Here is a 12331-nt window from a genome sequence, read left to right as displayed (position 1 = left end):
CCAACAAGCCCTTCGGGCATCTCGTGGGCCGCGCTACGCGTCCCAGACGGTGGCGACGAGCGCTGTCCGCCGGATCACCGCATCCTTCGAGATGAGCGGCGTTCTTCGATGGATCGCCTCGGCCACGATGAGCCGATCGAAGATATCCGGGATCGCGGTCAACGCGTGGCTCGTGAGCACGACCTCCGCTCGCCGCGAAGCTCTGCGAGCGCGTCGGCGACCGGGTCCCCTTCGACCGACGGCTGGACCGCGCTTCCGAGCGAACCGAGCACACGCACAAGCTTGCGCTCGTTGGGTGGCACGGCGAGGACGATCACCTCCGCCGGCCCGGGAGGGAAATCCGCTGGAAGCTCCACGGCCACCCGGTGGTCTTCCGCCACGTTCACGTTGAGCTTGTATGCATGCATGGCGAGCCCCTCCAGCGAAACGGTCGTCGTGAGCATACCACGGCGTCCTCATGGCACGGCGCTCGCGGCTCACCGCTTCGGTCGCGGCCGCTCCCCGGCCGTGGCCGCGGCGAGCCAGCCCCGGAGCGCCGCGATCTCCTCGCGCGCCGCCGCGCCCGGGAGGTGCACGAAATGGTAGCGATAGCCGTCGAGCGCCGGGCCGAACGGCTGCACGAGGGCGCCGCTCTTCAGGTCGTCGGCGACGAGGACCAGGCTGAGGAGCGCGACGCCCTGACCGGCGATCGCCGCCTGGATCGCGTGGGCCTCGTCGGAGAACGTGGTGCCGCCGTCGTCGCGGACGCCGGAGAGGCCGGCGCGCTCGAGCCACAGGCGCCACGTCGGCGTGTCGCGCTCGACGCGCCGCCACTCGAAGTGGAGCAGCGGCGCGCGCCGCAGGTCCTCCGGGCGGCGGACGGCGAGCCCGGGGCTGCAGACGGGCGCGAAGCGATCGGCGATCAGCGCCTCGGCGGCGAGCCCGGGGTACGGGCCTCGCCCGTACCGGATCGCCGCGTCGGCCTCGCCCGCGGCGAGGTCGACGGGCTCGTCCGACGCGTGGAGCCGCAGGTCGAGCCCGGGGCACGCCTCGCGGAAGGCCGCGACGCGGGGCACGAGCCACTTGGCGGTGAACGCGGTCGTGGCCGACAGGGTGATCCCGCGGCGCGCGCGGCGGGCGGTCAGCTCGTCGATCGCCCTCGCGAACGCGTCGAACCCGTCGCGGAGCACCGGATAGAGGCGCTGCGCCTCGCGCGTGGCTACGACCTGCCGCGCGTGGCGCTCGAACAGCCGGACGCCGAGGGTCTCCTCGAGCAGCCGGACCTGGTGGCTGATCGCGGTCGGCGTCACCCCGAGCTCCCGGGCGGCCCGCTTGAAGCTGAGGTGGCGCGCGGCGGCCTCGAAGGCGCGGAGCGCCGTGAGCGGTGGGAGCCTTCGCATGGGGGTGAGATAGCTGATTCAATCTCATCTATCAGCTGAGAATTACTCGTTGGTCATTCGCTCGCAGCGCCCCATAATATCGCATGAGCGCGCCCACCACGGGCCCAGGAGCAGAGAGACCAGCGCCGCCGCGGCGCCTCGATAGATGAAGTGCGCTCATCTCGGATCGACCCCGCTCGGCCGCGGCCGGGAGGGATCGCCGGGGGCGCGCAGCAGAGCGATCGAGGCCCGGCCTCGTGGGGGCGCCCCCGCCCCGCTCAGGAGACACGCCATGTCCACGATACTGCACATCGACTCGAGCGCTCGTCCGGGCAGCTCGGGCACGGTCCGCCACGGCTCTCACACCCGGCGCCTCACCGCCCGCTTCGTCGCGCGCTGGCGCGCGGCGCGTCCAGGCGACGAGATCCTTTACCGGGACGTCGGGCAGAGCCCGCCCTCGCCCGTGACGGGCCGCTGGATCCAGGCCGCGTTCACGAAGCCCGACCGGCGCGAGCCCTGGATGTGGCAGGCGCTCGCGGAGAGCGACGCGCTCGTCGACGAGCTGCTCGCCGCCGACATCGTCGTGGCCGGCGTGCCGATGTACAACTTCAACGTGCCCGCGCAGTTCAAGGCCTATATCGACAACATCGTCCGCGTGGGGCGCACGTTCGGCTTCGACCGCTCGCGGCCGGGCGAGCCGTACTGGCCGCTCCTCGATGGGCACGGGAAGACGCTCGTGATCCTGACGTCCCGCGGCGACCACGGATACGGCAAGGGCGGACGGATCGAGGCCATGAACCACGTCGAGCCGAGCATCCGGACGGCGTTCGGCTACATCGGGATTACCGACGTCGAGTCCGTGGCGATCGAGTACGACGAGTTCGCCGACGAGCGGCTCACGGCGTCGATCGCGAGAGCGGAGCTCGAGGTGGATGCCCTCGTCGACCGCCTGCTGGCCGCGCGCCGAGCGGCGGCCGGATCGTCGCCCGCCCGTCGAGATCTTGCTCACGCGCCCGCGCGCGGCGGGGTCCACAAGGAGGTTGACACCGGAGAAAGTTCCAGGATTCCCTGAACGCGCGATGCTGAAGCGCAGAGATTTCCTCCGAGCCACCCTCGTCACCGCCGGCGCGCTGGTCGTCCCGGCCTGCGGCGATCCCGAGATCGTCAATCCGCTGGGCGCCGAGCCCGGGCGCGAGCTCGCCGACGGGTCAGCGTACTTCCCCCAGTCGGTCGCCTCCGGCGACCCTCGCCCCGGCAGCGTCGTCCTCTGGACCCGCGTGCAGGACGGCGAGGAGGATCTCGATCTCGAGGTCGAGGTCGCGACCGACGCCGAGTTCACGCAGCGGGTGGCGCTCGACGCCGGGCAGGCGAAGGTGAAGGCGCTCGGGCGGCACGATCACTGCGTCAAGGTGAAGGTCCGCGGGCTCGCGGCGGGCACGGTCTATTACTACCGCTTCATCTACGTGAAGGGCGACACGGGCTACGTGTCTCGCGTGGGGCGCACAAAGACCGCGCCGGCCGATGGGGACGACGTCAAGGTCCGCTTCGCGTACGTGTCGTGCCAGGACTACATCGGGCGCTTCTACAATACCTACCTGGCGCTCGCCGAGGAGGAGCTCGACTTCTTCGTCCACCTCGGCGACTACATCTACGAGACGACCGGCGATCCAAGCTTCCAGAGCACCTCCGGGCGCAGCGTCGTCTTCACCGACGCGGCCGGCGCCATCGACCTCGGCGAGGGCGAGAGCGCCTATCAAGCGGCCCGATCGCTCAGCAACTACCGGGAGCTCTACAAGACGTATCGCTCCGACGCCAACCTCCAGCGGGTCCACGAGCGCTTCGCGATGATCGCCACGTGGGACGATCACGAGTTCTCGAACGACTGCTACGGCGCGACGGCCACCTACTTCGACGACCGGGAGGACGAGACCGACGTGGAGCGCCGCAGGGCCGCGAACCAGGCGTGGTTCGAGTACCAGCCCGTCGATTACGGCGACGACGTCGAGCAGGACCCCGGCGCCTCGCTCCCGGACGATTTCCGCATCTACCGCGACTTCGTGTTCGGCCGGCACGTCCACCTGGTGATGACGGATCTGCGCAGCTACCGCCCGGATCACCTCGTCCCCGAGGGCGCCTTCCCCGGCAAGGTGGTGCTCGACCAGGTGACGCTCATCGAGGAGCTCCAGGGGGTCCCCGAGTTCGCCATGCCCTACGTGTCGCACATCGAGACGTACGAGGATGGCCTGTACGCCTCGGTCCTCAAGGAAGCCGCGGAGGCCGCCGGCTACGACGCCGCCGACGTGACGGGCGACATCAGCGTGCTCGTCATCAATCAGATCGTCGCCGGCGTGAACGAGGGTTTGCCGGAGGACATGCAGATCCCGCTCATCGAGCCCGCGGCCTCGGCGTTCTTCGATCGGGGCATCGCGTACGTGGATCTCGGCAAGTTCAGCGCCCACGGCTCGGTCGGGGCGCGCTACCTCACGGCCAAGGACGCGTTCGAGCTCTACGCCGCCTTCCGCTACAAGGAGACGCAGGGCGCGAGCGAGGACGTGATGGGCGCCGAGCAGGAGGCCTGGTTCCTCGAGACCATGGAAGGCTCGAAGGCGACCTGGAAGATCTGGGGCAACGAGTTCTGCCTGCTCCCGCTCGCGGTCGATCTCTCCCCCTACAGCATCCCCGAGCAGTTCAAGCGCCGCTTCACCATGAACGTCGACGCCTGGGACGGGTTTCCCAACAAGCGGAACGAGCTCCTGGAACGGCTCGTGGAGGTGGGCGGCGTCGTGGCGATCACCGGCGACATCCACGCCTTCTACGCGGGGACCGCGGGCCTCGCCGGCGATCCCTCGAAGAAGATCGTCGAGCTCGTGGGCGGCGCGGTCTCGTCGGGGGCCTTCCGCGAGCTGTTGATGAGCCAGGTGACCGGCGATCCGGTGCTCGGCTCGGTCCCGGGCGCCGCGCTGCTCGCCGCCGGCATCGACGATCTGCTCATGTCGACCGAGACGAAGGTCAACCCGCACCTCGCGCACGCCAATAGCAACGCCCACGGCTACGTGGTGATCGAGGCGAGCGGGGAAGAGCTCGTGGCCGAGATGCGGAGCATCGGCGCCGCCCACGCGCTGATCGACTACTCGGAGAACCGCGCCGAGCTTGAGCTCCAGAGCAAGCGCTTCCGCACCCTGCGCGGGGAGAGCGAGCTCTACCTGCACGACCGCGGCGCCTGGAAGCGCTGGGACCCCGACGCGCAGAAGTGGATCTGAGCCGGCGCGCGCGGAAGGCGCTGCGCGCTGGCGCGCTGGCGCCGCGGCGGGATCACGGCGGGACGAGGGGGAGCTGCGTCTCGAGCGGATCGATCCCGCGCAGCACCGCGGCGCCGTGCGGCCCGGCGCGGCGACAGGCCTCCTCGACCGGGAGGCCGTGGGCGAGGTGGAAGGTGAGGGCACCGGCGAAGCTGTCGCCGGCGCCGTAGTCGCCGAGGACGCGGGCGGGCGCGGGCGGCGCGTCGACCAGCGCGGCGCCTCCGGGGCGGAGGACGCGGACCGGGCGCGGCCCGTCGGTGAGGACCAGCGCGCCGGGGCGAGGGTCGTAGGCGTCGAGCGGGGCGTTCTCGCGCGGGTCGGAGGCGCTGCCGAGGACGACGTCGGGCGCGATCGCCGCGGCCCGGAGCGCGGCGCCCCTGCGGGCCGTCACCACGAGGCGGCGGGCGGCGCGCGCGAGGCGCAGGCTCTCGGGGTCGGCGCCGGTGAAGTACGCGGCGTCGCAGCCGGCGAGGATCGACCAGGGGAGCGGGTCGGTCGCGGCGGGCTGGAGCGGGGCGCCGGTGACGATGATGGTGCGGCGGCCCTCGGCGTCCACGACGACGACCACGCGCGGGTGATCCACGGCGCGCACGGCGGCGTGGACGTGGACGCGGCCCGGCGCGACCCGGATGCGCGCCTCGACGGCGCGCGCCGCGGCGTCGTGGCCGAGCGCCGTGAAGAGGTGGATCTCGGCGTCGCTGCGGCAGAGCTGCGCGAAGGCGAGGCCGCCGCCCCCGCCGGGGAGGAAGCGCGCGTCGAGCAGGTGCACGATGTCGCCCGGCGCGGGGACGCCCTCGGCGCGGCCGAGCGTCACGTGCTCGACGTGGCCCACGACGGCGATGCGCGGCGCTGGCATGAGGGGCGACATAGCACGGCGGCGGCGGGAGGCGGGGGCGCGGCCGGGGCGCCGAGGGAAAGGACGGCGAGGGCTGTCAGAAGCCGGAGGGACGCGGCGTAGGAAAGGGGGTGGCCCGAGAACTCATATGCAGAGGAGATCCTCACCATGTCCCAGGACGCATTCGACAGACCCATTCCTCACCCAGCGTCACGCCTCGCCGCCGCGCTCGTCGCGGGCTGCGAGAGGACGGACGCGTCATGAGGCGGCTCAGCAAGAGCGCGCTCCCCGCGGTCCTCGCCGCGCTGGGCATCTGCGCGAGCACGGGAGACGCGCGCGCGGCCGAGGGCGCATCCGCGTTCTGGAACAACGCCGTCGAGGTGGCGGTGGGCGACGGCGCGCTCACCCGCGGGCCGGGCTGGGGCTGGAGCGCCGGCGCGTCGTCGGTCCAGCAGATCGAGGCGGGCGACGGGTTCGTGGAGTTCTCCACGAACGAGGCGGACCGGACCAAGATCGCCGGGTTGAGCCACGGCGATGACAACCAGGCGTTCTGGGACATCGATTACGGGCTGCTCCTGCGCGCCGACGGGGGCGTGGAGATCCTCGAGCAAGGGTACGGGAAGGGCTACTTCGGGACGTACCAGGCCGGCGACGTCTTCCGCGTCGAGGTGTTCAATGGCCAGGCGCGCTACCGCAAGAACGGGGTGGTGTTCTACACGAGCGCCACGGCGCCCACCTACCCGCTCGGGCTCGACGCCAGCCTGCACGACGAGGGCGCGACCGTCACGAGCGCCCAGGTCACGAGCTGCGCGGCCGGCGACACGAGCTGCATGCCGCCGGGGTTCTGGAAGAACGTCCGCTACGCCCCGGCCAACGGGACCTTGCTGACGCGCAGCCCCGGCTGGGGCTGGCACGCCGGCGCCTCGTCGGTCGAGCAGATCGAGGCGGGCGACGGGTTCGTGGAGTTCTCCACGAGCGAGGCGAGCCTCCAGAAGATGGCGGGCCTCAGCAACGGCGACGCCGATCAGGGCTACGGGGACATCGATTACGCGGTCTACCTGCGCGCCGACGGGGGCCTGGAGATCTTCGAGCAGGGGTATGGAAAGGGCTATTTCGGGACGTACCAGGCCGGCGACGTCTTCCGCGTCGAGGCGTTCAATGGCCAGGTGCGCTACCGCAAGAACGGGCTCGTGTTCTACACGAGCCACACGCCGCCCACCTACCCGCTCGCGCTGGACACAAGCCTGCACGACGAGGGCGCCACCGTCACCAGCGCCCAGGTCGCGAGCTGCGCGGCCGGCGACACGAGCTGCATGCCGCCGGGGCTGTGGAGGAACGTCCGCTACGTCACCGCCAACGGAGGTTTGCTGACGCGCAACGCCGGCTGGGGGTGGCACGCCGGGGCGTCGTCGGTCGAGCAGATCGAGGCGGGCGACGGGTTCGTGGAGTTCTCCACGAACGAGGCGAACCTCCAGAAGATGGCCGGCCTCAACCACGGCGACGGCGACCAGGGCTTCGGAGACATCGATTACGCGGTCTACCTGCGCGCCGATGGAGGCCTGGAGATCTTCGAGCAGGGGGCTGGACAGGGATATTTCGGGACGTACCAGGCCGGCGACGTCTTCCGCGTCGAGGTGTTCAATGGCCAGGTGCGCTACCGGCAGAACGGGATGGTGTTCCACACGAGCAACACGGCGCCCACTTACCCGCTCGGGCTCGACACCAGCCTGCACGACGAGGGCGCGACCGTCGCCAGCGCCCAGGTCATGAGCTGCGCGGCCGGCGATGCGAGCTGCATGCCGCCGCAGGAATGGAAGAACGTCCGCTACGCCACGGCGAACGGAAGCCTGCTGACCCGGGATGCCGGCTGGGGCTGGCACGCCGGGGCCTCGTCGGTCGAGCAGATCGAGGCGGGCGACGGCTACGTGGAGTTCTCCACGAACGAGGCGGACCTCCAGAAGATCGCCGGCCTCAGCCACGGCGACATCGATCAGGGCTACGGGGACATCGATTACGCGATCTACCTGCGCGACGACGGAGGCCTGGAGATCCTCGAGCAGGGCGTTGGACAGGGATATTTCGGGACGTACCAGGCCGGGGACGTCTTCCGCGTCGAGGTGTTCAATGGCCAGGTGCGCTACCGCAAGAACGAGCTTGTGTTCCACACGAGCAACGCGGCGCCCACCTACCCGCTCGGGCTCGACACGAGCCTGCACGACGAGGGCGCGACCATCGCCAGCGCGCAGCTCGTGAGCTGCGCGGCCGGCGACACGAGCTGCATGCCGCCGGGGCTGTGGAGCGACGTCCGCTACGTCACCGCCAACGGAGGCCTGCTGACGCGCAACGCCGGCTGGGGCTGGCACGCCGGGGCCTCGTCGGCCGAGCAGATCGACGCGGGCGACGGCTATGTGGAGTTCTCCACGAACGAGGCGAACCTCCAGAAGATGGCGGGCCTGAGCCACGGCGACGCCGATCAGGGCTACGGGGACATCGATTATGCGATCTACCTGCGCGCCGATGGAGGCCTGGAGGTCTTCGAGCAGGGAGTTGGACAGGGCTACTTCGGCACCTACCAGGCCGGCGACATCTTCCGCGTCGAGGTGTTCAATGGCCAGGTGCGCTACCGCAAGAACGGGCTCGTATTCCACACGAGCCTGACGGCGCCGACCTACCCGCTCGGGCTCGACACAAGCCTGCATGACGAGGGCGCGACCGTCGCCAACGCCCAGGTCGTGAGCTGCGCGGCCGGCGACGCGAGCTGCATGCCGCCGGGGTTCTGGAAGAACGTCCGCTATGCCCCGGCGAGCGGGAGCTCGCTGACGCGCGCCGCCGGCTGGGGGTGGCACGCCGGGGCCTCGTCCGTCCAGCAGCTCGCGTCGGGCGACGGCTACGCGGAGTTCTCCACGAACGAGACGAGCCGGTACAAGATGGCGGGCCTCGGCCACGCCGACACGGATCAGGGTTACGGGGACATCGATCACGCGATCTACCTGCGCGGCGACGGGGGCCTGGAGGTCGTGGAGCACGGCTATGGCCAGGGCTACTTCGGGAGCTACCAGGCCGGCGACGTCTTCCGCGTCGAGGTGCAGGGCGGCCAGGTGCGCTACCTGAAGAACGGGACCGTGTTCCACACGAGCAGCGCGGCGCCCACGTACCCGCTCGAGCTGGACACGAGCCTGTACGACGAGGGCGCGACCATCACCAACGCGACGGTCTCGGGCGCCGGCGGCGGGGGGGACCCGACCACCGGCTGCGGCGAGGTGGGGCCCGGCGACGAGCTCAGCGACACGAAGACGCCGACGTTCTGCAATCACCCCACCACGATGCCGAACGGCGATGCGCCCCCCATGGGCCAGTACTTCGGCCACACGTGCACCTCCGTCGTGCTCCAGACCGTCTATTACAGGCACACCTCCGGCAACCACAGCGGGCTCGATTTCTCCGTCCCCGCGCGCAGCCCCCTGTACTCGGTCGGCTATGGCAAGGTCATGTGCGCCGGGCCGAGCGCCTGCACGAACCGGTACCCCACCGCCCGCGGCGCGCCCTCCCAGATCGATCTGACGATCCGCTATGGCTCGGTGTACGTCATCTACGGGCACGCCGCGTCGAGCCTGGTCGCGGAGGGAGATCTCGTCGTCCCGGGGCAGGAGATCGGCGAGTCGTCGGACTGGCCGGACAACGACCACCTGCACTTCGAGGTCCGACGCGTCGCCGACAACAAGGCGCCGAATCCGGTGCCGTTCTTCTCGCAGGACCTCCGGAGCTATCTCGAGGGCACCGTCACCGACGCGCACTTCTGCACGGGGCACTTCGACGATCAGGCGGACGTGGGCTTCACGTCGCACACCCAGCTCGACGAGCGGCCCTGCACCGACGCGAACGACGGGACGACCGGCCCGATCCGCTGCGAGGGGGTGTGCACCCAGCACAGCCCCGCGGACTGCGAGGTGAAGACCCTCCCGAACGGGGACAAGGAAGTGCACGAGTACTGCAGCGTCTTCAGCTGCGGCGGCGGCGGCTTCGTCTGCGGGCTCCGCCGGAACACGGCCGCCCAGGCGTGCCGGTGACGCCCGCGCCGTGACGCCGCCCATCCACCCCGCCTGCTGAGCCGAGCTCGCCGGCGCCGACCCCCGCGGAGTCGCCCCCTGGCCGCGGCTCCCCTGCGCTCGGACAGCGCCCCCAGCCGGTGACAATCCGGTGACCTTCCCGTGCGATCCTGCGCCCGTGCTCTCCCCTCGGGCCAGCCGCCTGCGCGACTGGGCGCTCTTCGCCGCCGCCGCGAGCGTCCCCGCGATCTGCGTCGGCGTCCTCGGCCTGCGCGCCGTCTCCAACGAGGCCGACGGCGCGCGCCGCGAGGTGGCGCTCGGGCTGGCCACCGCCTCCGCGCGCCTGTCGCGCGCGATCGACCAGGAGACCGACCGCGCCGAGGCCGCCCTCGCCGCCCTCCGCAGCGACGGCCCCCTCGGCGGCCCCCTCGACAGCTCCCCCCACGGCCCCCCCGAGTCCGCCGCGGCGGCGCTCGCCGCGATCGCGCCGCCGTTCGCCGCGCCGGTGCTGCTCGCGCCGGATCGCTCCGTGCTGCTGCCGGCCCAGGCCGCGCCGCCGACCGCGCCCGCGCCCGACGGGTGCGCCGCGCTCGCCCGCGCCGCCGCCGGGCCGGACGCCCAGGCCCGCGCCGCCGCGCGGCGCGACTTCCTCGCGCGCTGCGCCGAGGCCCGCTCGCCCGCGGGGCGGTGGCTCTGGCCCGTCCTCGCGCTCGACGCCGCGGCCGATCGCGCCGTCGACCACGGCGCCATCGCCGCGTGGCTCGAGGCGCACGCGGCGGGGCTCTCCGAGCCGGAGCGGAAGGCCGCCGCGATCGAGGTGGACGCCGCGCTCTCGGGCGAACCGCGCGAGCGGGCGGCCGCTGCCCTCGCGGCCCCGCGCCCCGAGCGCGACGCGCTCGTGGCCGAGCTCCGGCGCGGAGGCCTCGACGCCGCGCTGCGCGCGCGCCCCGACGCGCGCGGGCTCGTCTCCTTCCGCGCTGGCGCCGCCGCGGGCGCGCTGCGGGCGCTCCCGGACGGGCGCTCCGCCGGCTTCGTGATCCACGGGAGCTCGCTCGCCGGCTGGCTCCACGGCGACGCACGCCCGCTGCCGCCCGACGTCCGCGCCGACGTCCTCGCCGGGGCCGCGGCCGCGGGGGCCGGGCGGGCGCCCGTCGCGCCCGAGCTCGGCGGCGCGCCCGCGGCCCTCCTGCCGATCGCGCCGGAGCTCGCCGTGCGGCTCTCGCCCGCGGATCCAGCGGCCGTCGAGCGGCACGCCGCGCGCGGCAAGCGGCTGCTCGTCGGCGTCGGCGCCGCCGCCACGGCGCTCGCCCTCGGGCTGGCCGCGGTCCTGTTCGCGCGCATGCGCGCCGCCCGGCGCTCCAGCGAGCTGCGCACCGACTTCGTCGCCGCCGTCTCCCACGAGCTCCGGACGCCGATCGCGTCGGTGCGCATGCTCTCGGAGCTGCTCGAGGAGGGGCGGCTCGCGCCCGACGAGCACCGCGAGGTGTTCGAGGCGCTCGGCCGCGAGTCGCGGCGGCTCGGCGAGACCGTGGAGCGGCTGCTCGGCTTCAGCCGGATGATGGCCGGACGCGCGGCCGAAGGGCGCGCCCCGGCCCGCGTCGCCGACGCGGTCGCGGCCTCGATCGACACGTTCGAGGAGCGGAACCCGGAGATGCCCAGGGTCGTGCGCGAGCTCGACCCGGCCGCGGAGGCGAGCATCGACGCGGGCCAGATCCAGCTCGCGGTCGACAACCTCCTCGCCAACGCCCTGAAGTACGCGCCGCTCGCCGCCCCCTACCTCGTGCGCGTCGCCCGCGAGCGGGGCGGCGTCGCGATCGCCGTCGAGGACCGCGGCCCGGGCATCGCCCGGCGCGACCAGCGCCGCATCTTCGAGCCGTTCGAGCGCGCCGACGACCGGCTGAGCCGCGCCGTCTCCGGCAGCGGCATCGGGCTGTCGCTGGTCCGGCACGTCGCCCGCGCGCACGGCGGCGGCGCCCGCGTCGACAGCGAGCCGGGCCGCGGCGCCGCGTTCACCCTGTGGATCCCAGGCCCCCGAGGACCGAAGGAGCACACGCCATGACCCAGAAGACGCCCGAAGGCAGGCTGGAGACCGTCCTCGTCGTCGAGGACGACCCGACGCTGCGCCTCGGCCTCCAGAAGACGCTGCGCTCCGCGGGCTTCCGCGTCGAGGTGGCGAAGACCGGCGCCGAGGGGCTGTCGATGGCGCTCGCCGCGCGGCCCGACCTCGTGCTGCTCGACGTGATGCTGCCCGGGCTGAACGGCTTCGAGATCTGCGAGGAGCTCCGCCGGCACGACGCCGACCTGCCCATCCTGATGGTCACCGCCAAGGGCGAGGAGCAGGACAAGGTGCGGGGGCTCCGGCTCGGCGCGGACGACTACATCGTCAAGCCGTTCGGCGTCTCCGAGCTCCTCGCCCGCGTCGACGCGGCGCTGCGGCGGCGGCGGCTCGGCGAGGCCGAGCGCGCCGTCGTGCAGTTCGCGGAGGTCGTCATCGACTTCCGCGCCCACCGCGTGGAGCGGCGCGGGGCGCCCGTCGAGCTCACGGCGCTCGAGATGAAGCTCCTGCGCTTCTTCGTCGAGCGCGAGGGCGCGCTCCTGCCGCGCCAGCGCATCCTCGACGCGGTCTGGGGCGCGGACTACTTCGGCACCGATCGCACGATCGACAACTTCATCAACCGGCTGCGCGCGAAGCTCGAGCCCGACCCGAGATCGCCGCGGCACCTCGTGACCGTGCGCGGCGCCGGCTACCGGTTCACCCGCGCTCCGGCGCCGGAGACGGAACGGTGACATGGC

At 72.6% G+C, this 12331-nt stretch carries 9 protein-coding genes; 5 read left to right on the top strand and 4 right to left on the bottom strand.

Annotated features, from left to right (window positions below; genetic code table 11):
• Positions 1–33: 33 nt before the first annotated feature.
• From WMF20_RS05490 to gcvA, 3 genes are read right to left on the bottom strand one after another with little or no spacing between them, the layout of a single operon-like run.
• Complete coding sequence (locus tag WMF20_RS05490) at positions 34–162, bottom strand: hypothetical protein (protein WP_437611276.1); 129 nt, start codon at positions 160–162, stop codon at positions 34–36.
• A complete protein-coding gene (locus WMF20_RS05485) occupies positions 159–443 on the bottom strand; it encodes a hypothetical protein (protein WP_437611274.1) in 285 nt (94 codons plus the stop codon). The genes WMF20_RS05490 and WMF20_RS05485 overlap by 4 nt, the downstream gene beginning before the upstream one ends.
• A 33-nt stretch (positions 444–476) precedes the next feature.
• Positions 477–1379 (bottom strand): transcriptional regulator GcvA, encoded by a 903-nt coding sequence (gcvA, locus tag WMF20_RS05480; protein WP_129573328.1) that lies wholly within the window; start codon positions 1377–1379, stop codon positions 477–479.
• Between the two features lie 271 nt (positions 1380–1650).
• Between gcvA and WMF20_RS05475 the strand changes: the two genes are divergently transcribed.
• Together WMF20_RS05475 and WMF20_RS05470 are read left to right on the top strand one after the other, a co-directional pair.
• A complete protein-coding gene (locus WMF20_RS05475; RefSeq protein ID WP_437611271.1) occupies positions 1651–2430 on the top strand; it encodes an FMN-dependent NADH-azoreductase in 780 nt (259 codons plus the stop codon).
• Positions 2431–2437: 7 nt separating this feature from the next.
• Entirely contained in the window at positions 2438–4618 is a 2181-nt protein-coding gene (locus WMF20_RS05470) for an alkaline phosphatase D family protein (RefSeq protein WP_437611269.1), read from the top strand.
• Positions 4619–4670: 52 nt separating this feature from the next.
• On the opposite strand, the gene WMF20_RS05465 is transcribed toward WMF20_RS05470, so the two are convergent.
• A complete protein-coding gene (locus WMF20_RS05465) occupies positions 4671–5513 on the bottom strand; it encodes a PfkB family carbohydrate kinase (protein WP_129573325.1) in 843 nt (280 codons plus the stop codon).
• Positions 5514–5752: 239 nt separating this feature from the next.
• Here WMF20_RS05465 and WMF20_RS05460 point away from each other — a divergent pair, with 239 nt between their 5' ends.
• The 3 genes from WMF20_RS05460 (at position 5753) to WMF20_RS05450 (ending at position 12325) form a co-directional block, all read left to right on the top strand.
• Entirely contained in the window at positions 5753–9559 is a 3807-nt protein-coding gene (locus WMF20_RS05460) for a M23 family metallopeptidase (RefSeq protein ID WP_437611267.1), read from the top strand.
• Between the two features lie 157 nt (positions 9560–9716).
• Positions 9717–11597 carry a sensor histidine kinase gene (locus WMF20_RS05455; protein WP_437611265.1) on the top strand — a complete coding sequence of 627 codons (1881 nt, stop codon included), beginning with the start codon at positions 9717–9719 and terminating at the stop codon, positions 11595–11597.
• The gene (locus WMF20_RS05450; protein WP_437611263.1) at positions 11594–12325 is read left to right on the top strand and encodes a response regulator transcription factor; all 732 of its coding nucleotides are present in this window, start codon (positions 11594–11596) and stop codon (positions 12323–12325) included. The genes WMF20_RS05455 and WMF20_RS05450 overlap by 4 nt, the downstream gene beginning before the upstream one ends.
• Positions 12326–12331: the final 6 nt, after the last annotated feature.

Origin of the sequence: Sorangium sp. So ce834, assembly GCF_051521425.1 — a bacterium.
GTDB classification, from domain to species: Bacteria; Myxococcota_A; Polyangia; order Polyangiales; family Polyangiaceae; genus Sorangium; species Sorangium cellulosum_D.
Note: the sequence above shows the minus strand (reverse complement) of the source record. Positions and strands in the feature narration are given on the sequence as shown.